At 69.0% G+C, this 19,986-nt stretch carries 18 protein-coding genes and 1 rRNA gene; 10 read left to right on the top strand and 9 right to left on the bottom strand.

Annotated features, from left to right (window positions below; translation table 11 throughout):
- Positions 1-646 (top strand): alkyl sulfatase dimerization domain-containing protein (locus VNW53_RS07625; protein ID WP_325554710.1); only part of this gene is annotated, 646 nt, incomplete at its 5' end.
- A 43-nt stretch (positions 647-689) separates the two neighbouring features.
- Positions 690-929, top strand: a complete 240-nt coding sequence (locus tag VNW53_RS07620; RefSeq protein ID WP_325554709.1) for a DUF2188 domain-containing protein — start codon at positions 690-692, stop codon at positions 927-929.
- Here VNW53_RS07620 and VNW53_RS07615 read toward each other — a convergent pair.
- The 3 genes from VNW53_RS07615 to VNW53_RS07605 all read right to left on the bottom strand — a co-directional run bounded on the left by VNW53_RS07615 (position 926) and on the right by VNW53_RS07605 (position 3,369).
- Positions 926-2,413: an MFS transporter gene (locus VNW53_RS07615; protein ID WP_325554708.1), complete on the bottom strand. Its 1,488-nt coding sequence runs from the start codon at positions 2,411-2,413 to the stop codon at positions 926-928. The two genes, VNW53_RS07620 and VNW53_RS07615, sit on opposite strands and share 4 nt — an antisense overlap.
- A complete protein-coding gene (locus VNW53_RS07610) occupies positions 2,410-2,865 on the bottom strand; it encodes a MarR family winged helix-turn-helix transcriptional regulator (RefSeq protein ID WP_325554707.1) in 456 nt (151 codons plus the stop codon). The genes VNW53_RS07615 and VNW53_RS07610 overlap by 4 nt, the downstream gene beginning before the upstream one ends.
- Before the next feature lie 81 nt (positions 2,866-2,946).
- Positions 2,947-3,369: a hypothetical protein gene (locus tag VNW53_RS07605; protein WP_325554706.1), complete on the bottom strand. Its 423-nt coding sequence runs from the start codon at positions 3,367-3,369 to the stop codon at positions 2,947-2,949.
- 142 nt (positions 3,370-3,511) lie between these two features.
- Between VNW53_RS07605 and VNW53_RS07600 the strand changes: the two genes are divergently transcribed.
- Complete coding sequence (locus VNW53_RS07600) at positions 3,512-3,979, top strand: SgcJ/EcaC family oxidoreductase (protein ID WP_325554705.1); 468 nt, start codon at positions 3,512-3,514, stop codon at positions 3,977-3,979.
- A gap of 1 nt (position 3,980) precedes the next feature.
- Here VNW53_RS07600 and VNW53_RS07595 read toward each other — a convergent pair whose 3' ends face one another.
- Complete coding sequence (locus tag VNW53_RS07595) at positions 3,981-4,745, bottom strand: PhoH family protein (RefSeq protein ID WP_325554704.1); 765 nt, start codon at positions 4,743-4,745, stop codon at positions 3,981-3,983.
- A gap of 330 nt (positions 4,746-5,075) precedes the next feature.
- On the opposite strand from VNW53_RS07595, the gene VNW53_RS07590 reads away from it, so the two are divergent.
- Together VNW53_RS07590 and VNW53_RS07585 are read left to right on the top strand one after the other, a co-directional pair.
- Complete coding sequence (locus tag VNW53_RS07590) at positions 5,076-5,603, top strand: gamma carbonic anhydrase family protein (RefSeq protein ID WP_325554702.1); 528 nt, start codon at positions 5,076-5,078, stop codon at positions 5,601-5,603.
- A gap of 163 nt (positions 5,604-5,766) precedes the next feature.
- Positions 5,767-6,549 carry an enoyl-CoA hydratase-related protein gene (locus VNW53_RS07585; protein WP_325554700.1) on the top strand — a complete coding sequence of 261 codons (783 nt, stop codon included), beginning with the start codon at positions 5,767-5,769 and terminating at the stop codon, positions 6,547-6,549.
- A 4-nt stretch (positions 6,550-6,553) separates the two neighbouring features.
- On the opposite strand, the gene VNW53_RS07580 is transcribed toward VNW53_RS07585, so the two are convergent.
- Complete coding sequence (locus VNW53_RS07580) at positions 6,554-7,363, bottom strand: glycosyltransferase family 25 protein (RefSeq protein ID WP_325554698.1); 810 nt, start codon at positions 7,361-7,363, stop codon at positions 6,554-6,556.
- Positions 7,364-7,470: 107 nt separating this feature from the next.
- Between VNW53_RS07580 and VNW53_RS07575 the strand changes: the two genes are divergently transcribed.
- Entirely contained in the window at positions 7,471-9,129 is a 1,659-nt protein-coding gene (locus VNW53_RS07575) for a choline dehydrogenase (protein WP_325554697.1), read from the top strand.
- Positions 9,130-9,142: 13 nt separating this feature from the next.
- On the opposite strand, the gene VNW53_RS07570 is transcribed toward VNW53_RS07575, so the two are convergent.
- The 3 genes from VNW53_RS07570 to VNW53_RS07560 all read right to left on the bottom strand — a co-directional run bounded on the left by VNW53_RS07570 (position 9,143) and on the right by VNW53_RS07560 (position 15,384).
- Complete coding sequence (locus VNW53_RS07570; RefSeq protein ID WP_325554695.1) at positions 9,143-11,260, bottom strand: HAD-IIIC family phosphatase; 2,118 nt, start codon at positions 11,258-11,260, stop codon at positions 9,143-9,145.
- A 55-nt stretch (positions 11,261-11,315) separates the two neighbouring features.
- The gene (locus VNW53_RS07565) at positions 11,316-12,377 is read right to left on the bottom strand and encodes a 2OG-Fe(II) oxygenase (RefSeq protein ID WP_325554693.1); all 1,062 of its coding nucleotides are present in this window, start codon (positions 12,375-12,377) and stop codon (positions 11,316-11,318) included.
- A gap of 76 nt (positions 12,378-12,453) precedes the next feature.
- Positions 12,454-15,384, bottom strand: coding sequence for an insulinase family protein (locus VNW53_RS07560; protein WP_325554691.1), 2,931 nt, complete (start codon positions 15,382-15,384; stop codon positions 12,454-12,456).
- Positions 15,385-15,503: 119 nt separating this feature from the next.
- Here VNW53_RS07560 and VNW53_RS07555 point away from each other — a divergent pair, with 119 nt between their 5' ends.
- The 3 genes from VNW53_RS07555 (at position 15,504) to VNW53_RS07545 (ending at position 18,392) form a co-directional block, all read left to right on the top strand.
- Positions 15,504-16,214, top strand: coding sequence for a rhomboid family intramembrane serine protease (locus VNW53_RS07555; protein ID WP_325554689.1), 711 nt, complete (start codon positions 15,504-15,506; stop codon positions 16,212-16,214).
- A 100-nt stretch (positions 16,215-16,314) separates the two neighbouring features.
- Entirely contained in the window at positions 16,315-17,871 is a 1,557-nt protein-coding gene (locus tag VNW53_RS07550; RefSeq protein ID WP_325554688.1) for a phospholipase C, read from the top strand.
- Positions 17,872-17,963: 92 nt separating this feature from the next.
- Positions 17,964-18,392: a CBS domain-containing protein gene (locus VNW53_RS07545; protein WP_325554686.1), complete on the top strand. Its 429-nt coding sequence runs from the start codon at positions 17,964-17,966 to the stop codon at positions 18,390-18,392.
- Positions 18,393-18,476: 84 nt separating this feature from the next.
- Here VNW53_RS07545 and VNW53_RS07540 read toward each other — a convergent pair whose 3' ends face one another.
- The gene (locus VNW53_RS07540) at positions 18,477-18,920 is read right to left on the bottom strand and encodes an Rrf2 family transcriptional regulator (protein WP_325554684.1); all 444 of its coding nucleotides are present in this window, start codon (positions 18,918-18,920) and stop codon (positions 18,477-18,479) included.
- A gap of 673 nt (positions 18,921-19,593) precedes the next feature.
- On the opposite strand from VNW53_RS07540, the gene VNW53_RS07535 reads away from it, so the two are divergent.
- Positions 19,594-19,986: ribosomal RNA gene (locus VNW53_RS07535) — 16S ribosomal RNA — on the top strand; the annotation flags it as partial.

Here is a 19,986-nt window from a genome sequence, read left to right as displayed (position 1 = left end):
GCCGCCGGCTGAGGCGGGCGCGCGTTACGTCGAGCTGGCCGGCGGCGCGGAGGTTTTGCTCGCGAAGGCCAAGGAAGCGTTCGGGCGCGGCGATTATCGCTGGGTGGCCGAGTTGGTGAACCACCTGGTGTTCGCCGATCCGGCCAATACCGAGGCCCGGGCGATCCAGGCCGACGCCCTGGAGCAGATCGGCTACCAGGCCGAGAGCGGGCCGTGGCGGGCCTTCTATCTGACGGGGGCGCAGGAGCTGCGCAATCCGCGGCCGAAGTCGGACACGCCGCGGCAGGGGGCCGCGGGCCAACTGCGGTCCCTGCCGGCCGAAGACCTGCTGGAGAGCCTGTCCGTGCGGCTGAACGGGGAGACGGCGGGCGCGGCGGGCCACCTGGCCCTGACCCTGGCCTTCACCGACACGAACGAGCGGTTCGCGGTGAGCGTCGAGAACGCGGTGCTGCACCACGCGGCGGGCGAAGGCGGCCCGGCGGCGTCGCTGACCCGGCCGGTGCTGATCGCCCTGGTGATCGGCGAGACGACGCTGGAGAAGGCCCTGGCCGACGGGACGGTGGCCGGCGAGGGCGCGGCGGAGCTGGGCCGCCTTCTGCCCCTGTTGGACCGCTTCGACTTCTGGTTCGAGATTGTCGCGCCCTGATGGACGGGCCATGTAGGGCGCTGAGCTTCGCCGGAGACTCCAGATGAGCCACGTCACCTATCACATCGTGCCGCACGACGGCGGCTGGGCCTACCGGGCGGACGGCACCTATTCTGAGACCTTCCCGAGCCACGAGGCGGCGCTGAAGGCGGCGCGGCGCGCGGCCGGCGAGCAGCGGATCGCCGGCGACACCCACGGCATCGTCTACGAGGACGCCAACGGGCATTGGCGCGAGGAACTGTCCGATGGCCGCGACCGGCCCTGGACGGACGTGGAGGGCTAGGCGGGCTTCGGCCCTCGGTTGTTCATCTCGTCGCCGGCGTTGGCGGGGAGGCGGAGGAACCAGAACAGCGAGACCAGGGTAAGGGCGCCGATGATGGCGAAGGCCGGCGCGACCGTTGCGCCGGTCAGGTGCGTCTCGCCGCGTGAGACCATCAGGAAGTGCAGCAGGGTGGCGGCCAGGCCGATGCTCACCGACTGGATGAACTGCTGGGCCATCGACGCGGTGGTCGTGCCGCGGCTCATCTGGGCCTGCTCCAGGTCGGCGTAGGCCATGCCGTTCAGGCTGGTGAACTGCAGCGAGCGGAAGAAGCCGCCGACCGCGAGCGCGATCATGATCAGCCAGTGCGGGGTGTCGATCTTGAAGAGGGCGTAGACCATGAAGGTTGCCGCGCAGATCACGCCGTTGACGACCAGCACCGAGCGGAAGCCGAAGCGGCGCAGGATCGGCGGGGCGGTGGTCTTCATGACCAGGGCGCCGACCGCGGAGATGAAGGTCATCAAGCCCGCGGCGAAGGCGGTCATGCCGAACCCCACCTGCAACAGCATGGCCAGCAGGAAGGGCGTCGCGCCGGGCACCAGGCGGAAGAAGGCGCCGCCCAGCACCGAGGCCTGGAAGGTCGGGATCCTGAAGATGCTGAGGTCGAGGATGGCGTGCGGATTGTTACGGGCATGCGCCCAGTAGAGGCCAAGGCAGGCGATCCCGCCGGCGAAGAGGCCGGCCACCGCGGTCGGCGGCAGGGCGTCGCGGCCGAGGTTCTCGAAGCCGAAGATCAGGCCCGCCAGGCCGAAGCCCGTGAGGAAGATCCCCGGCCAGTCGATGGGCGAGACGTCCTGCTCCTTCACGTTGGGCACGAAGGCGCGGACCAGCAGCACGCCCGCCAGCGCGATCGGCAGGTTCAGGAAAAAGATCCACCGCCAGCTCACGAATGTGACGATCGCGCCGCCCAGCACCGGTCCCACCACGGGTCCGAGCAGGGCCGGCATGGTGACCACCGACATGGCGCCGACCAGCTCGCTCTTCGGCGTGGTGCGCAGCAGGACCAGGCGGCCGACCGGCCCCATCATGGCGCCGGCGCAACCCTGGGCCAGGCGGAAGATCACCAGCTCGGTCAGGCTGTTGGCGAAGCCGCAGGCGGCGGAAGACAGCGCGTAGAGCACGATCGCCACCATGAAGATCTTCTTGGCCCCGAAACGGTCGGCCATCCAGCCCGAGATCGGCAGGAATACCGCCGAGGCCAGCAGGTACATGGTGATGGCGATGTTCAGCCTGAGCGGCTCGACGTGCAGGGCGCGGGCCATGGCGGGCAGGGCGTTGTTGATCGAGGTGGCGTTCAGGGTCTGCATCAACAGGGCCGAACCGATGATCGCCGGGATCACCCAGCCGCGCAGGGTCGCGTCGCGGCCCTCGTTGAGCACCGCCGCGGCGTCGGCGCCGCCTTCGTCGAGGACATCGCCTGTCAGGACCTCTTCGGCGCGAGTGCTCATGCCTCGCTCGTGAGCTTGAGGAGCGGGGCTGCGGCCTCGGCAAGGCGCGTGCGCTCCTGCGGCGTCAGGCCGGAGAGACGGCCGGCCAGCCAGTCGTTGCGGTGGCGTTGGGCGGCGGCGTGCTGGCGCAGGCCTGCGGGCGTCACGGTCAGCCCCTGGCGGCGCCCGTCGTCGGCGTGGCTCGCGCGGGCGATCCAACCGGCGGCCTCCAGGCGCTTGATGTGGCTGGACATGGTGGGCCGCGAGATCTGTTCGAAGTCTGCGAGCTCGGAGACGCCGGCGCCCGGGTTCTTCTTCAGGTAGCCGAGGATCAGCGTCTCCTGCGGCGAAAGGCCCGACTTCAGGCCGGCCTGGCGCAGCTTGCGCGACACCCGCAGCAGCGGGCCGCGGAGCAGTTCGGCAAGGCCGAGCACATCGTCGGATCCTGGGAGGTCGGCCGCGGCGGCGGGCATGCTGTCAACACCATATAGTTAGGTCGTCAAACTATCTATACGGAGTCGCGGCGGCGCGATCAAGCCTAGCGCTTCGGGCGTCTAGGGCCGTTCGAGAAGTTGGTCGGTGACGTTGAAGGCGTCGGGCCGGTTGATCATCATCTTGAATTCGGCGCGGCCTGGACCGGTGACCTTGAAGCTCGCGTGGATCTTGCCGCCCTTCGGCGTGGCGAACTCGTCCGGGCCGACGCGGTCGAGGGTGACGGTCTCACCTTTGGCGCGGCCGACGGCCTTGGCAGGCACGGTCACGACCAGCTTGCCCGACGGCCCAGCGGAGAGCCGATAGTCCATGTCGGGCTGGTTCTTGCCGGTGATCCAGCGGCCGAGCACATCGGCGTCCCCGGTGGCGGCGTGGCCGGGCAGGGCCGCGAGCAACAGGACGAGCGACGAGAGCGCCGCCACGCTCCAGGCCAGAGGCGTGACGGTCGGATTCGGTGCGGCGGCGCGGGCTTTGACCTGTCGCATGGGAGCTCCCTCGTGGGGTGACTATCCACGCGGGCGCCGGTTCCAGGCAAATTAACTCGCGTTCACGACCGTTTGTCGCAAAGACCGACGCTTCGATCGCGATCGAAGCCACGGGCCGCGAGGCGGCGCTAGGTTCGCCCCTGTGGCAGTGCGTATCTTCCCCAGCCTGTTGGGCGCGGCGGCGCTGGCGATCGCCATTCCGCCGGCCGTCGCCGCGCCCAACGATCGTGCCCAAGCCAGGGCGGCCATCGACAAGGCCAACGCCGACTGGCTGCCGGCCCTGCGGGGGAAGGACTCCGGACGGCTGGCGGAAGCCTACGCCGAGGACGGTGTGTTCGTGCTTCCCAACGGCCAGGAGATCGTCGGCCGCCCAGCGATCACCGCGTTCTACCGCCGACGGGTCGAGGGCCTGGCCCAGGTCCTGGCGGGTGGCATCCATCATGACGGCATGGCGCAAGCCGCCGACGGCCTGGTCTATGAGTGGGGCCACGGCGGGGCGACTACCGTAGACAAGGAGGGCCGCCGATCGACGACCGGCGGCCCTTACCTGACAGTCTGGAAGCGGATGGCGGACGGCCGCTGGGCGATCGTCCGCAATCTCGTCTTTTGAGCTAGAGGACCCCGAGCATCTCGGCGACCAGCGGGTGACGGACGATGTCGCGATCGGCGAGGCGCACGACGGCGATGTTGGGAACGGCCTCAAGCTTGGTGGCGACGGGCTTCAGGCCGGAGAATTCCGGCAGCAGGTCCGACTGGTCGGGGTCGCCGGTGACCACCATGGTCGAGTGCCAGCCCAGGCGGGTCAGCAGCATCTTGAGTTGGGTGTAGGTGCAGTTCTGCGCCTCGTCGATCACCACGAAGGCGTTGTTCAGGGTGCGGCCGCGCATGAAGCCGACCGGAGCGATCTCGATGGCGCCCTCGGCCATCAGGGCCCTGACCCGCTTCATGGACAGCCGGTCGGAGAGCGCGTCGTAGAGCGGGCGCAGGTAGGGCGCCAGCTTGTCCTCGGCGTCGCCGGGCAGGAAGCCGATGCTCTCGCCGGCCTCCACCGCGGGACGCGACAGGACGATGCGGCCGACGGAGCCCGCTTCCAGGGCCTCGACGGCCTTGGCGATGGCCAGATAGGTCTTGCCGGTGCCGGCCGGACCCAGGGCCATGACCAGGTTCTTGGCGTCGATGGCGTCGATCAACTCCTGCTGGCCGGGAGATTTGGCCTTGATGGTCTTGAGGTAGCCCTGCTCGCGATCGTCGTTGTGGTGGGCCAGCGGCGACCAGCCGCGGTCGACGGGGAGCCGGCGAATCTTATCGTCGCCCTCAAACTGGCCGGCGTCGAACGCGCCTTCGCGCAGTTGTCGCTTCAGGGCTCGCTTGCTCATCAAAAGCCTCCGTTGACCCCGTGGATTGGGGGGCAAGAAAAAAGGGCGTCTCCGCAATGGAGCGCCCTTGGATGGTCGGGGATGAATCGAAGCAGGCGGCGTGCGAGGCCCGGGGGCTGTCCCCAGGATGCCGGTCCGGATCCGAGGATCCGAGAAGACAACACACTCAGCGCCATCAACTCCGTCCAGCGCGAGACACGGGACCGATGGCTCGGCCCGCAGCGGACTCCGGGAGAGCTATCGCCCCCTCGAATCGCCCGACTAGAATGATCCTAACTTGGTTTCGTAAGTGTTAAACGGGCGGATTGTCGCAAGAAACGGGGTGCGCGGATGAGTGTCTACAACTTAGGCAGTGTGACACCTGAATTACCGAATGATGACGAATACTGGATCGCACCCAGTGCATCTGTCATAGGCCGGGTGATTCTGAAGAAGAACGCCTCCGTCTGGTGGGGGGCGACCCTGCGCGGCGACAATGACCCGATCGTGGTGGGGGAGAACTCCAACGTGCAGGACGGCTCGGTCCTGCACACCGACACCGGCTCGCCGCTGACCATCGGGGCCAATGTGACGGTGGGGCACATGGTGATGCTGCACGGCTGCACGATCGGCGACAATTCGCTGGTGGGGATCGGTTCGATCGTCCTGAACGGGGCGCGGATCGGGAAGAACTGCCTGATCGGGGCCAACTGCCTGATCACCGAGGGCAAGGAGATTCCCGACAACTCCCTGGTGATGGGCGCGCCCGGCAAGGTCGTCCGCGAGATCAGCCCGGAGCAGGCGATGATGCTGGCCGGCGGCGCGGCGCACTATGTGGAGAACTGGAAACGCTACCGGCGGGAGCTGAGGGAGGCTTGAATCATCCCTCCTCTTTAGGGGAGGGTAGACCGCGCGCAGCGCGGGACGGGTGGGGGTGAGTGGGCCAAGCTCGGTCCTCACCGCTTCAAGGCGACTTCCGCACCCTGGCCGCTGCGCGGCCCGTCCCTCCCCTAAAGAGGAGGGATGAAAATGGGAGACCGTCATGGCCTATGAATTCGTGCAGGTGGAGCGGGACGGGCCGCTGACCGTCGTCACCCTGAACCGGCCGGAGGTGATGAACGCCCTGCATTCGCCGGCGCACTTCGAGCTGGCGGAGGTGTTCGACGCCTTCGCGGCCGATCCGGATCAGTGGGTCGCCATCGTCACCGGAGCGGGCGAGCGGGCGTTCTCGGCGGGCAACGACCTGAAGCACCAGGCGAGCGGCGGCAAGATGGGCAATCCGCCGTCGGGGTTCGCAGGGCTCACGACGCGCTTCGACCTGACCAAGCCGGTGATCGCGGCGGTGAACGGGGTGGCCATGGGCGGCGGCTTCGAGATCGCGCTCGCCTGCGACATCATCGTGGCGTCCGAGGCGGCGGTCTTCGCCTTGCCGGAGCCGCGGGTGGGGCTGGCGGCGCTGGCCGGCGGCCTGCACCGGCTACCGCGCGCCATCGGGACCAAGCGCGCCATGGGCATGATCCTCACCGGTCGGCGGGTGTCGGCGGCGGAGGGCCATGAGCTGGGCTTCGTCAATGAGGTGGTCGCGCCGGGCGAGCTGATGGCCGCGGCCCGGCGCTGGGCAGGCCAGATCATGGAGCTGTCGCCCATGTCGATCCGGGCCTCGAAAGAGGCGGTCTACCAGGGCCTGGACGAACCCAGCCTGGAGGCGGCGATGACGGGGCAGCGCCGCTATCCGGCTATCCTGGCGCTCGTCGGCAGCGAGGATTTCATCGAGGGGCCGCTGGCCTTCTCGCAGAAGCGGCCGCCGCAGTGGAAGGGGCGCTAGGCGTTCAGCGGTCCAGAGGGAAGGCCGGCGAGACCACAGCAGCGAAAACCGCTCCGACGAGGCGGGCGGCCTCGTCCGTGTGCGCGGCGAGGCGCTGGGCGTCGGCGCGGCACCGGTCGAGGTCGCGGGCGACGTACATGAGCCGGCGATAGGCGTTCAGCGTCCGGTCGAAGACGGCTGTGTCGTCGCCCTGGATCTGCGAGCCGTCAGCTTCCGCCGACAGGGACGTGATAAAGGGGAACACGACGGCGGCCTTGAGCGACCCGGAGTGGATCAGGTCGCGCAGGAAGAGGTCGTAGGGCTGGTTGAGCTCGGCGGCGGCCAGGGCTGCATGGACGCGCCGCTTCGAGGACCCGCGCACGGCGTAGGCCGTCGCCCCGAAGTAGGAGCGGCCCTTGAGATCGACGGGCAGGTACTCGCCGCGCGTGACCATGCCGTCGCGGCGGGCGGCGAGATGGACCATCAGATTGAAGTCGCAGAGCGCCGCGTCTGTGAAGATCAGGTCCCAGTCGCCGCCCCGGCCCAGCAGGCCGTCCAGCACGCCGAAGGCCTGGGGTGAGAAGACGGCGTCGTCTTCGACAATCAGCACCGGGTCGTCGCCGGCCAGATGCTCGCCCAGGGCCGTGCGGTGGCTGGCGAAGCAGGCCTTTTCCGCAGGGGTCAGGGCGCCGGGGATGGCGGCCACGTCGGCGGGGCCGAGCGCCTTGAAGCGGCTGAGCGACCAGGCGCCGGCCGCCGTGCGGGCGAACGAGGCCTCGATGTCGCGACGGCGCGCCTCGGCGGCGGGGAGGTTGATGAACACGCAGGCCTTCATGCGGCCTCTCTAGCACGGCGCCGACGGGGCGCCCTTGCCAGAAGATGACGCGTGCGTCAGGTTCGGCGGCGGCCCCACCCATGTTGAGGGACGCGCGCAGGAAGCCCATGGATCGCTACGACTACATCATCATAGGTGCGGGCTCGGCCGGTTGCGTGCTGGCCAACCGCCTGACCGAGGACGGGACGAAGCGGGTCTTGCTGCTGGAGGCCGGCGGCAAGGACAATTCCCTGATGATCAAGATGCCGGCCGGGGTCGGCGGGCTGATCGGCAAGGCCGGGCCGCAGAACTGGGGCTTCTGGACGGAGCCGGAGCCGAACCTGAACGACCGCAAGCTGTGGTGGCCGAGGGGCAAGGGCTGGGGCGGCTCGTCCTCGATCAACGGCATGATCTACATCCGCGGCCACGCGCGGGACTACGACCAGTGGCGCCAGATGGGCCTGCCGGGCTGGGGCTATGCGGACGTGCTGCCCTATTTCAAGCGCTCGGAGAGCCTGGAGGGCGGCGGCGACGCCTGGCATGGCGGGTCGGGCCCGCTGAAGGTGTCGAAGGCGTCGACGCCCAATCCGATCTATTCGGCGACCATCGAGGCCGGCGCCCAGGCCGGCCATCCGCTGACCCAGGACTTCAACGGCTTCCAGCAGGAGGGCTTCGGCCCCTATCAGTTGACCATCCACGACGGGCAGCGGTGGAGCGCGGCGCGCGGCTACCTGCACCCGGCGCTGGCGCGGCCGAACCTGACCTGCCTGACCGGCGCGCGCACGACCCGCATCGTAGTCGAGGACGGCCGGGCGACGGGCGTGGAGATCCACGACGAGAAGACCCGGCAAAAGCGGATCGTCCAGGCCGACGGCGAGGTGCTGCTCTGCGCCGGCGCCGTGCAGTCGCCGCATATCCTGCAGCTCTCCGGCATCGGCGATCCGGAGGAGCTGGCCGCCCACGGGATCGCGGTGGTGAAGGCGCTGAAGGGCGTCGGCGCCAACCTGCAGGACCACCTGGACGTCTGCATGAGCTGGGTGTGCCCCAAGCCGATCACGCTTTATTCCCTGCGCAAGGGCCTGATCAGGACGCTCGGCATCGGCTTGAGCTACATGCTGTTCGGCAAGGGGATCGGGCGGCAGAACATGCTGGAATCGGGCGCCTTCCTGCGCTCGCGCCCCGACCTCGACCGGCCGGACCTGCAGGTCCACACGGTGATCGCGATCATGCAGGACCACGGCAAGGTCTCCGTGCCGAAGGACGGCTTCACCTTCCACGTCTGCCAGTTGCGGCCGGAGTCCCGCGGCCGGGTGGGGCTGAAGTCGGCCGACCCGCTGGACGATCCGGCGATCTTCGCCAACTACCTGGCCGCGGAAGAGGACCGCCGCGCCCTGCGCGAGGGGGTGAAGATGATGCGCAAGGTGGCCGAACAGGCCGCGCTGGATCCCTATCGGAGCGAGGAATATGCGCCGGGCGCGGCGGTGCAGACCGACGCGGAGATCGACGCCTGGATCAAGGCGACGGGCGAAACTATCTACCACCCGGTCGGCACCTGCCGCATGGGGGCGGCGGGCGATCCCATGGCGGTGGTCGACGCGGAGTGCCGCGTGCAGGGGATCGCGGGCCTTCGGGTGGTGGACGCCTCGGTCATGCCGACCCTGGTCGGCGGCAACACCAACGCGCCGACCATCATGATCGCCGAGAAGATCTCCGACGCGATCCGGGGAAAGGCCTTCCTGCCGGCGGAGGATGCGCCGGTTTATGGGGACGGGAAGAAGGCCGCCTAGCTCACTTGTTGGCCTAGCGGCCCAGCGCCTTGCGCCAGGTCACGCCGTCCTGCTCGAAGCCGTTGTCGGCGTAGAGATGGCGCACCGGGCCGTTGCGCGGGGTCTCGAGGATCTGGCCCAGGACCTCGGAGTGCCGGTCGGCCAGGGCGTCGAGGATGAAGCCCAGGAACTGGTGCTCGACCTTCAGGCCGATGACCCGGCAGCTCATGGCGAAGGCCGCGATCTCGCAACCCTCGACGACCGCGGCGGCGACCAGGCCGTAGTCGCCGAACCTGTCCTTGCAATGGGCGATGAAGACGTCGCCGGCCTCGGCGTGGCGGGCGAGCTCGGTCTCGGAGAAGGTCCGCCCGGTGGTGTTGAACTGGGTGGTGCGCTGGAAGAGCTCGCCCACGCGGGTGAGCGTCGCGCCGTCCGTGGGGCGCTCGAAGGCGGTGACTACGCCCAGTGAGGCGAGGAAATCCTCGCTGTCGCCGGCCGCCGCGCGCTGGCGGTCGCGGCCGAGCTGGGCCTTCACCAGGTCGGTGCGGGCCGCGGACTCCTCGGTGAGCTTGAGAACCTGGAAGCGCGGGTCGGTGAGCAGGATGCGGCGAAGCGCAAAGGGGTCCTCGCCCAGCACGTCCACCTGGGGCAGGGCCTGGCGCACCCGCTCGCGCTCCACCGGGTGGTCGTCGATGAACACGAAGGCGTCGAGCGCGAAGCCCAGTTCCTCGGCGATCGAGGCGATGTTGGAGGGCTTGTCGTCCCAGTTCACCCGCCAGGTGACGAAGTCGTCGGGGGTGAGCAGGCGATCGTGCGGATAGTGGTCGGGGTATTTCCACAGGTCGCGGACCAGGGCCTCGTCGTTCTTGCTGACGCAGGCCAGCAGGATGCCGCGGCGCTTCAGCGCCTTCAGAGCTTCGTGGAAGCCGAAATAGAGGCCGATGTAAGAGTTGTGGCCGCTGATCTCCGGCGTCCAGGCGAAGGGCGCGCCGGTCTCGGCGAGCACACCCGGCCAGAGCGTGCCGTCGAGGTCGAGGATCACGCACTTCTTGCGGCCCAGGCCCATGACCACGGCGAGCAGGTCCATGTGCGCGCGGGCCACGACGGCCTCGCGGCGATAGAGGTCGGGGCCGACCAGGGCCTCCAGCGGAGCGGTGTCGGGGAAGATGCCGTGGACGGCCTGTAGCTCGACCGACGGCCGCTGCAGCATCCAGCCGGGGGAGCCGAAGTGGGTGAAGCCCACGAGGCCGTCGTCCAGCAGCCGGCCCGCGCCTTCCGCGGCCAGGGCGGCGGCCACATCGACGACGTAGACCCCGCCGTACTGGTCGGCCAGGGCCTCCAGGCCCTGGTTGACGGCGCGGAAGCGGGCGCGGTGGCCGTTCGCGCCGCGGTCGGCGAGGCCGAGGGGCTGGACGGTGGGCTCGGGCAGGCTGTCGATCAGGATCGGGGCGTCGCTGACCGCGCGCAGGCCTTCGATGACCTGGCGCGCCTCGGCCAGGTAGATCGCCGACGGGTCGCCGCCGTGATCGGCCGCCGTGCCCTTGGCCACCAGGTGGCGGGAGCGCAGGGCGCCGATGAAGATCGCCTGGTGCGGACGCTCGGCCGCCAGCCGCAGGTCGTCGGGGAAGCTCGCGGCCACGCGCAGGTCCACGTCGCGTGCGGCGGCCTCGCGGCGCAGGAAGTCGGCCTCCATCTGCAGGTCGCAGTCGCCGAACAGCAGCACCTCCCAGCGATGGGACTTGGCCCCGCCCAGGTCGTCGGCCCCCAATGCGGCGGTGACCGACCAGTAGGGGTTGGAGCCTTCGCCGGCCTGCCGCCGCAACTGGTCCAGGGCTTCACCCGGATCGCGGCCGTGAAGTTCGGAAAGCTTTGCGGCCACCGCCGCGGTCTCGCCGGCGGCGTCGTCGGCGGTCAGCACGCCGCGCTCCATCAGGCTGGCCAAGCAGCCGGCCAGGGTGTCGGCGTCGATGGTCAGGCCTTTGAGCAGCTCCGCCAGGTCCCCCGGCATGTCCCTGGGCGTCTCGAACCAGGCCACGATCCCGGCCACCTCCGCGTCCACGACCAGCCGCAGATGGCTCATGGCGTGAACGATGAGGACGCGATCCTCCGCCAGCGGCGTCAGGTGGACGTAGGTCGAGCGGCGAATCAGCATCGTGCGGGGCTCCAGGGAGGCGCCCCGAAGCTACGATCCGGCCCCTGCCCGATGGTTAAGATGCGATAGCTTTTTGGCCCTCGACCCAGGCGTCGAGCGTGGCCTGCGCCGCGGCGCTGCCGAGGAAGGAGAGCAGGACGTAGCGGCTGCCCCTCGTCACCGGCGCGGCCTCGTGCAGCAGCGAGGCCGAAAACACCACCGCGCCGCCGGCGGGCGGGTTGTAGCGGTGGTCGTCATATTCCGGGAACAGGATCTCGCCGCCCTCGTACTCGTGGGTGTTGAGGTTCAGCGAGATGGCGAACTCGCGGAAGGCGGTGTGCGGGGCGGCGTTGTCGCGATGGCGCTTGAAGTAGCCGCCGGTGTCGTCGTAGCGGGCGATCAGGACGCGATCGGCGAAGGCCATGTCCGTCTGGAAGGCGCGCTTGATCTCCGGAATCACCCGCTTGGCCAGGACCTCCATGATCTCGCCGTAGAGCGGCATGCCGGCGGTGAGCTCGGTGTCGCGGCGCTTTTTCTTGTCCTCGTCCAGCTTGGCGTAGGCGCCGCCGTCCTTGAACGAGGCCATGACGCCGGCCTCGTGCGGGGAGGCCTCGAAATGGTCGATCAGGGCGCGGCATAGCTGTGGCGAGGCGATGTTGGGGATCATCAGGACCGGCGCCGTCGAGGCGCGGACCTGCGACGGCTCGGCCCAGACGCGCGGCGCCGAGGCGCTCAGCCAGGCGGCGATATCGGTCGCCTCGTCGAGGGCAATGACGTCCACCACGCGGCCGCTGCGGTCGATGAGCACGCCGGCCGCGGCGCCGTCGACATGGGCCAGTTCGACGCCCGCGCCGGCGGTCACATAGAGAAGGTCGTCGCGGGCTGCCGGGTCGGCCGCGAAGCGGCCGGTGAACTCGAGCGAAGCCGGCGCCAGCGGGGCCAGGTCGACGCCGGCGGCCTGGAACAACGGGGCGGCGGCGCGCAGTCGCTCCAGAAGGCCCGCGGCGGCCTGTGGATCGAGCGCGCCCAGGGCGACGACCGCCACCGGGCGGCCCGCCTGGGCGTCCAGCGAAAAGAATCGTCCCGACGCCGCCGCGCCCAGAATGGCCGGCGAGCGGTCGCCCATCGAAAACGGCAAGGCCCTCACTCCCATCCCCGGAGCATCCAGGATCAGGGTGAATCGCGACTTACCGATTTCGCATTCCTTGCGATTGTTACGGCCGGCCCGCCGGGGCGGCCTCGGCGACCTTGCCTTCCGGCTCGATTTCCAGGCGGTAAGCCCGGTCGTCCTTCAGCACCAGTTGGGCGGCGTGCTTGATGTCGGCGGCGGTGACCCGCTCGGTGCCAGGCACGATGCGGCGGATGAATTCGAGCCGTCGCGGGTCGGCCTGAGCGCCGGAGAGTTCCGACAGCCAGTACTGGTTGGTGACCCGCGACTTCTCAAGCTTGTCGATCCGAGGCTTCTTGGCCCGCTCCAGTTCGTCAGGGGTGACGTCACGGGTGCGCAGGTCGTCGGCGATCTTGGAGACGTCGCGGAAGAAGCCGTCGAGCTTGGCGGGCGGCACCTCGACGCTGGCGGACAGATAGCCCCAGCCGGTCCAGGTCAGGCTGTGCTGGTAGCTGACGGAGGGGGAATAGGTGACGCCCTGGGCCTCCCGCAGCTCGTCGATCAGCCGCAGGTCCATGATCTCGCCCAGCATGTCGGTCTCAAGCGCCTGCTGCGGATTGGCCCACAGGTCGTTGGTGGGCCAGGCGACGTAGCCGATGGACTGGTCGGCGCGGCCCTTGTGGGTGAGCAGCACCGGCTTGGCGGTGGCGGCGGGGAAGCCCACCGCGCGCTGAGCGGCAGGCACGGGCTCGGACGGATGGCGGGCGGGCAGGGAGCCGAAGGTCCGGGCGACCGCGTCGACGGCCTTGTCCACGGTGACGTCGCCGACGATCACCACCTCGACGGGGTCGTTGGCCAGGTGCGGGGCGATCTGGGCCTGCAGGTCGACGAGCTGGGCCTTGGCGATGTCGTCGCGGCTGGGGAAGGTGAAGCGGCGGTCGCCGGCATGCAGCAGGCCGGAGAGTTCGCGGCCCATGACCCCGCCGTCGGTGCCTTCCATCTGGTCGTGGACCGTCCGGCCGGCGGTCTGCTGGCGCTTGAAGGCCTCGCTACGCCAGCCGGGATCGGCGACGTAGGCGGTCAGGACCTGCATCTGGGTGGCCAGGTCGTCGGTGCGGGTCGTGCCGGAGAGCACGAAGGCGTCCTCGCCGACGCCGAAGCGGGCGGCATAGAGCTTGGAGGCCAGGACGCGCTCGGTGTCCTCGCTGCTGATCTGCTTCAGGCCGCCCTCGATGAAGGCGTTGCCGAACCAGGCCAGGCTCTGGCGGTCCTTGGGCAGGTCCTGCAGGCCCTGGCCGACATTGACGCGGACCAGCACCTCGTCGTTGCGGAACTTGGTGGGCTTGACGGTCAGGCGCACGCCGTTCTCGAAGCGGACGAAGACGGTGTCGAGGTCGGTGACTTCCTTGGTTTCGGCGACCTTTCCGGGGGCGCCGAAGCTGGCGTAGGGCCAGACCACCTCGTGCGGGGCCGCCGGCGCGGCCACGGCCACCTTCTGGGTGGAGGCGTATTCGGCCAGCACGGCCTGCTCGCCGCCCGGGATCGCCCTGGGCGTAGAGACGAAGACCAGCGGCCCCTGGCCGGAGAAGGCGTCCTTGAGGGCGTCGGAGACGGTGTCGGCCTTCAACCCCTTCACCACGGATTCGAAGAAGGCGAGGTCTTCGGCCGGGCTGGTGACCACTTCCTGGTCGCCCAGGGAGCCCACGATCTCGTCGGCGATCTGCGCCGGCCGGCGAGTTGCGGCGCCGGCCACGGCGGCCTGGGCGCTGGCGCGTTGCTCGGCGATCTCGCGGTCGAGCTCGTCCTGGCGCACCCCATAGCGGACGGCGCGGCGCTCCTCCTGGTCCACCGCCGCCAGCGCCGAGCGCCAGCCGTCGGCCGGGGCGGCGAGGGCCATGGTGGCGATCTCCGCCGAATGCCCCTGGTCGGCCTTGAAGGCCGCTGCGGCGATGAACGGCGGCTGCGGCGAACGCCCGAGCGCCGAGAGACGGCGGTTCAGCACATTGAACCCGAGCTGCTCGATCACGTCGGAGCGGCGCTTGGCCAGCCGGTCGGCGCGCAGGTCCGGCGGGCGGATCCAGGTAACCTGGAGGTTCAGGGCGGTTCCGGGCTGGACGACCACCTTCGCCTCGGTCTTGCGGTCGGCGACCCTGCCCAGGTCGGGCTCGGGACCGGCGGGGCCGACGGCCTTCCAGTCGCCGAAGCGGGCGCGGATCTTGGCCTCCATCGCCGCCGGGTCGAAGTCGCCCACCGCCACCAGCACCGCACGCTCGGGGCGATAGTAGTGGTGATAGAAGTCGGCGATCACGCTGGCCTGCGCCTTCTGGAGGATGTCGACCTTGCCGATCGGATGGCGGCTCGGCATGAGCTGGCCGGGGAGCTGGAAGCCCAGGCGGGCCTTGAAGACCTGGTAGCCGGGGCTGTCGCTGGCGCGCTCCTCGGACAGCACCACGCCGCGCTCGCGGTCGACGGCGGCCTGGGCGAGGGTCAGCTCCGAGGCGGTCTCGCGCAACAGCTTCAGCGAGGTGTCGACCGTGTCTTCATCGGTCTTGGGCAGGTCGAGCTTGTAGACGGTCTCGTCGAAGTTGGTGGAGGCGTTGGTGTCGGCGCCGAAGGCCAGGCCGTGGCGCTCGAGGATCTTCACCATCTCGCCCTCCGGCACGTTCTTCGAGCCGTTGAAGGCCATGTGCTCGAGGAAGTGGGCCAGCCCCTGCTGGGCGTCGGTCTCCATCAGCGAGCCGGCGTCGAATCGGAGGCGTAGCGCCGCCTGGCCGGCCGGGATCGCCTGCCGCTTGATCGCATAGCGCATGCCGTTGGGCAGCGAGCCGAAGCGGACCTCCGGGTCGGCGCGCACGTCCGAGCGGGCCTGCGGCCACACACCCGGCGGCAGCTTCTCCATCGCCGGCCCCGCACCGGAGTTCGAGCCTGGCAGGCTGATCTTGGGCAGATGCGGCAGGCCGATGGCCTGCGCAAAGCTGGGCGCAGTGAGGGACAGAACGGCGGCGAGGGCGACGCTCGCGCGCAGGGAACGGATCATAGAAGAGTCCTGAAGGCATCCAACAAGGCGGATGGCTGCACCATCGCCAAGCGAAGTGGCGGCGGCAAGGCAAGAAGGCGGCAGTGTCGTAACTGCGACAAACCGCCTAAATGAGGTCGATGACTGAATCACGTTTCGAAGAGACCCCGCCGCAACCGCCGCCATGGTCGCCGGGACCTGAGCCGCAGCCGGTGGAACAGCCCAAGCGCGAGCCGGTGTTCAACGCGCCCTGGCAGGCTGTGGCGGTCGTGGTGCTGATCGTCGGCGGCTATGCGGTGCAGACGCTGTTTCCGGTCGACGCCATCCTGGCGGCCTACGCTTTCGCTCCGGCGAACCTGGCGCCCGGGCGCTGGGAGACGGTGATCACCTCGATCTTCCTGCACGGCGGCTGGGCGCACGCGATGATGAACGGCGCCTTCGCGCTCGCGTTCTCCGCCCCGTTGGCGCGGCTGTTCGGGCCGAAGATCGAGGGCGCGCTGCTGTTCTTCGGCTTCTATGTGTTGACCGGCGTGCTGGCGAACCTCGCCTATGCGGCGATGCATCCCGGCGGCCACGTCCTGGTGGTCGGCGCTTCGGGGGCGGTGTCGGGCCTGATGGGCGCCTCGGCGCGGCTGATCGGCGGCGAGGGGCGGGTCGGGCGGATCTTCTCCAAGCCGGTGCTGGCCATGGGCGGCGCCTGGGTGGCGATCAACCTGATCATAGCGCTGGTCGGCGGCTGGTTCCTGCCGGGCGCCGGCAACGCCGGGGTCGCCTGGGAGGCCCATATCGCGGGCTTCATCGCCGGCGTGCTGCTGATCGGCCCCTTCGCAAGGTTCGCGCCCCGCGCCTGACGTCGTCAGGTCTTCGCATTCCGGGTGCAGGCTCTTGACCCGGCCGCGCGCCTCTGTGCGCCTTGGCGCGGGAGAGGCCGAGGCGGCCAGGGGAGGGACGATGCGGCGAGCTTTGGCGTTGGCGCTGACGGCGGCGATGGCCGTGGCGTGGCTCGGATCCGCGACCCCGGCTGCGGCGGCAAAGCGGCCGGACACGGGCCTCTCCAACCTCAAGCACATCATCGTCATCTTCCAGGAGAACCGCTCCTTCGACCACTATTTCGGGGTGCTGCCCTATGCGCCGGGTTCGCCCTACCACCAGGGCCGGCCCTGCGCGGCGGACGACCACGCCTGCGTCGACGGGTTGAAGTGCAAGCTCTCGGCGGACGGGGCGCTGAGCTGCGCCGACTGGAACGCCCACGCCGACGGGCGGCGGGTCTACGCCTTTCACGCGGCGACGCGCTGCATCGCGCCGGACGTCGACCACGAGTGGCAGGGCAGTCACCGCGACGCCAACTTCGCCCATCCGGAACGCTCGCTCAGCGACCCGCGAAACGACGGCTTCGTGATGCAGAACGACATCATGGCGCCGGACACCCACCGCACCGGACCGGCCGACGGGGCCCGGGCGATGGCCTACTACAGCCAGGCCGACATCCCCTTCTACTATGACGTGGCCCAGAGGTTCGCGATCAGCGACCGCTATTTCAGCTCGCTCCTGGGCGCCAGCGACCCGAACCACGCCTTCCACCTGGCGGGCAGCTTCTTCGGCCATATCACCGACGAGGAGGTCGGCCCGCCGGCCGGCGGCTACCGGCCGCCGCAGGGCACGATCTACGACCTCCTGAGCGCCGCGAACGTGGATTGGGCCGAGTCCTTCCAGGACGTGCCCGAGGGCTTGGCCTACCGCCGCCTGGGCGATCCGCATTTCATCAGGCACGCCGAACTCCTGGACCGGCTGAGGGGCGCGCCGGGCGCAAAGGCCTTGCCCGCCGTGGTCTGGGTCAACGCGCGCAAGGGCTACTTCCAGCACGGCTCCAACAGCGACGAGCATCCCTCCAGCGACATCCAGCGCGGCCAGGCCTGGGTCTCGGAACTGCTCAACGATCTGCGCCACGGGCCGTATTGGAAGGATAGCGCGGTCCTGATCACCTACGACGAGGCCGGCGGCTTCTATGACCATGTGAAGCCGCCGCCGGCGCCGCAAGGCGGCAAGCGCACGCCGGACGGGCTGAACCCCGGCGACTGCGCTGACGGGCCGTTCACGCCGGCGGCCGGGAAGGCGGGCGGCGGCGTGGCCTGCGCCCGCGAGCGCAAGATCGGGACGACCTATGACGAGATCCTGGGGATCTGCCCGCAGTACGACCCGGCCAAGCCCTATCCGGCGGCCTGTCCGAATTTCGACCAGCTCGGCTTCCGCGCGCCGCTGATCGTGATCTCGCCCTTCGCCAAGAAAGCCTACGTCTCGCACCGGATCGCCGACCACACCTCAATGCTGGCGCTGATCGAGAAGCGGTTCCTCACCGGGCCGGACGGCAGGACCCGGCGCCTGACCGCCCGCGACGCCAACGCCTGGGCCTTGGAGGACATGTTCGATTTCCGGCGCGCGCCCTCGCTGAACACGCCGCTGCCGCGGCCCGCGCCGGCGCCGGCGCTGGACTGCACGCCAAAGGCTTAGTCGGCCGCGGCCTCACGCGGGCGTGCATTGTGTGGAACACGGTTCGGGGCGACGCTGTTCTCAACGACAAGGGAGAAAGCGAGGGAACTCCGATGCTTGTCTCACAGATTCTGCGTTCCAAGGGCGACACCGTCTTCACGATCGCACCGTCCGAAACCATCGCGGCGGTGGCGGGGCTGCTGCATTCGAGGCGAGTCGGCGCGCTGGTGGTGCTCGACGCCGAGCAGGTGGTGGGAATCGTCTCGGAGCGCGACGTGGTGCGCGCCGTGGCCGATGGGGGCGCCGCGGCCCTCGGACAGCCGGTGTCCGGCGTCATGACCCGCGACGTGCTGTTCGCCCAGCCTGGCGAGACGGTCGATTCGCTGCTCGGCCGCATGACCGACCGGCGCATCCGCCACCTGCCGGTTTGCGACAAGGAGCGGCTGGTCGGAATCGTCTCGATCGGCGACCTGGTGAAGTCGAAGATCAGCGAGGTCGAGGCCGAGGCCGACGGGCTGAAGGCCTATATCGCGGCGAGTTGATGCCTGCGGACACATGCCCGCGGCGTCAATCGAAGCCCTTGCGAAGACGTACGGCTTCCCGTGAAGCCGCTTTTTCAAGGTCTGTCACTCGGCGGAGCGCCGAGCGTCCGGGGCGCCGATGGTCGCCGCCTCGGACAGGCTGTAGGCCTCCAGCACGTCGGCGGAGGCGTCGCGGGCGCGAGCCAGGGCCTCGCGGAGCGTGCAGGCGTCGCGGTCGGGACAGTCGTCGCACTTGCGGAAATGCAGGCGCGGGCTGACGCAGGGCGCCAACGCCAGGGGCCCGTCGATCACCCGGATGATCTCCGCAAAGCTGATCTCCCCGGGCGGGCGCGCCAGGACATAGCCGCCGAACTTGCCGCGCCGGCTGGTCACCAGGCGCTGGCGCGACAGCTCCAGAAGAATCGCCTCCAGGAATTTGCGCGGCGCATCCGCCCGCAGGGCGAGTTCGCCGGCGGTGAGCTGGGCCCCGTCGGCGCGGGCCAGCTCCACCAGGGCCCTGAGCGCGTATTTCGCTTTCTGCGACAGCATGGCCGGGCGGTTCCTCCCCGCATCCTTCTTAGGCCCCGCAGGCGGAGCGGCAAGGGGGAGGGGCCTGTGACGGGCTCATGAAATTCATTCCGCCCAAAGACGGCGATTGACAGGCTGGGGGGCGACCCCTAGATAGCCGCCTCCCGCTCGGGCGGGGCCTGCTCCAGGCGGCGGCGAAAGGGTCCAACAACCCTCTTGCATTTCTCCTGGAGATGGGTATTTTCCCGAGCCTCAATCGAATCGCTACCGACTGTATGAGGGTTGCCCCTCGGCGGCCCGGTGCGATTTTTGCGCCAAATTTTGGAGATCCTTCGGGATTTCCGGGTTCGGCGGAAAAGTCCGAAAGGACCGATTGACACCCAAGAGACCGGCAACTAGATAGCCGCCTCCGCCGACCACCGGCGCTAAACAGTGGGGCGGGCGAAAGCCAGTCGGGTCTTTGACATCGTTGAATTGGAAAGAGAAACGCAGGCGGCGGTGTCCTGGCGGTTACCCTAACCAGGTAACCTCGACACTGACGAAATCTGCGGTCTCTTGAAGACACACCATGAATATCAATTCCCTTGGGCTTCGGCCTCGGGGCATCGATGTGAATGGGAACTCGTCAAGAACTAAAGATGACTATGCCAGTCAGTATCTTCGGATACTGAGGACGCTAGGTCAGTGCTCAACTCAACCTGAGAGTTTGATCCTGGCTCAGAGCGAACGCTGGCGGCAGGCCTAATACATGCAAGTCGAGCGCACCTTCGGGTGAGCGGCGGACGGGTGAGTAACGCGTGGGAATATGCCCTTTGGTACGGAACAACTGAGGGAAACTTCAGCTAATACCGTATGTGCCCTTCGGGGGAAAGATTTATCGCCATTGGAGTAGCCCGCGTTGGATTAGCTAGTTGGTAGGGTAAAGGCCTACCAAGGCTACGATCCATAGCTGGTCTGAGAGGATGATCAGCCACACTGGGACTGAGACACGGCCCAGACTCCTACGGGAGGCAGCAGTAGGGAATCTTGCGCAATGGGCGAAAGCCTGACGCAGCCATGCCGCGTGAATGATGAAGGTCTTAGGATT

Source organism: Phenylobacterium sp., from assembly GCF_035569475.1.
GTDB lineage: Bacteria > Pseudomonadota > Alphaproteobacteria > Caulobacterales > Caulobacteraceae > Phenylobacterium.
The sequence above is the reverse complement of the archived record's forward strand: the minus strand, read 5'-3'. Positions and strand labels throughout refer to the sequence as shown.

Excerpts from the sequence above, each read along its gene's own strand:
- VNW53_RS07620 (WP_325554709.1), top strand. The coding sequence starts at position 690 with ATGAGCCACGTCACCTATCACATCGTGCCGCACGACGGCGGCTGGGCC.
- VNW53_RS07615 (WP_325554708.1), bottom strand. The coding sequence starts at position 2,413 with ATGAGCACTCGCGCCGAAGAGGTCCTGACAGGCGATGTCCTCGACGAA.
- VNW53_RS07610 (WP_325554707.1), bottom strand. The coding sequence starts at position 2,865 with ATGCCCGCCGCCGCGGCCGACCTCCCAGGATCCGACGATGTGCTCGGC.
- VNW53_RS07605 (WP_325554706.1), bottom strand. The coding sequence starts at position 3,369 with ATGCGACAGGTCAAAGCCCGCGCCGCCGCACCGAATCCGACCGTCACG.
- VNW53_RS07595 (WP_325554704.1), bottom strand. The coding sequence starts at position 4,745 with ATGAGCAAGCGAGCCCTGAAGCGACAACTGCGCGAAGGCGCGTTCGAC.
- VNW53_RS07590 (WP_325554702.1), top strand. The coding sequence starts at position 5,076 with ATGAGTGTCTACAACTTAGGCAGTGTGACACCTGAATTACCGAATGAT.
- VNW53_RS07585 (WP_325554700.1), top strand. The coding sequence starts at position 5,767 with ATGGCCTATGAATTCGTGCAGGTGGAGCGGGACGGGCCGCTGACCGTC.
- VNW53_RS07580 (WP_325554698.1), bottom strand. The coding sequence starts at position 7,363 with ATGAAGGCCTGCGTGTTCATCAACCTCCCCGCCGCCGAGGCGCGCCGT.
- VNW53_RS07575 (WP_325554697.1), top strand. The coding sequence starts at position 7,471 with ATGGATCGCTACGACTACATCATCATAGGTGCGGGCTCGGCCGGTTGC.
- VNW53_RS07570 (WP_325554695.1), bottom strand. The coding sequence starts at position 11,260 with ATGCTGATTCGCCGCTCGACCTACGTCCACCTGACGCCGCTGGCGGAG.
- VNW53_RS07560 (WP_325554691.1), bottom strand. The coding sequence starts at position 15,384 with ATGATCCGTTCCCTGCGCGCGAGCGTCGCCCTCGCCGCCGTTCTGTCC.
- VNW53_RS07555 (WP_325554689.1), top strand. The coding sequence starts at position 15,504 with ATGACTGAATCACGTTTCGAAGAGACCCCGCCGCAACCGCCGCCATGG.
- VNW53_RS07550 (WP_325554688.1), top strand. The coding sequence starts at position 16,315 with ATGCGGCGAGCTTTGGCGTTGGCGCTGACGGCGGCGATGGCCGTGGCG.
- VNW53_RS07545 (WP_325554686.1), top strand. The coding sequence starts at position 17,964 with ATGCTTGTCTCACAGATTCTGCGTTCCAAGGGCGACACCGTCTTCACG.
- VNW53_RS07540 (WP_325554684.1), bottom strand. The coding sequence starts at position 18,920 with ATGCTGTCGCAGAAAGCGAAATACGCGCTCAGGGCCCTGGTGGAGCTG.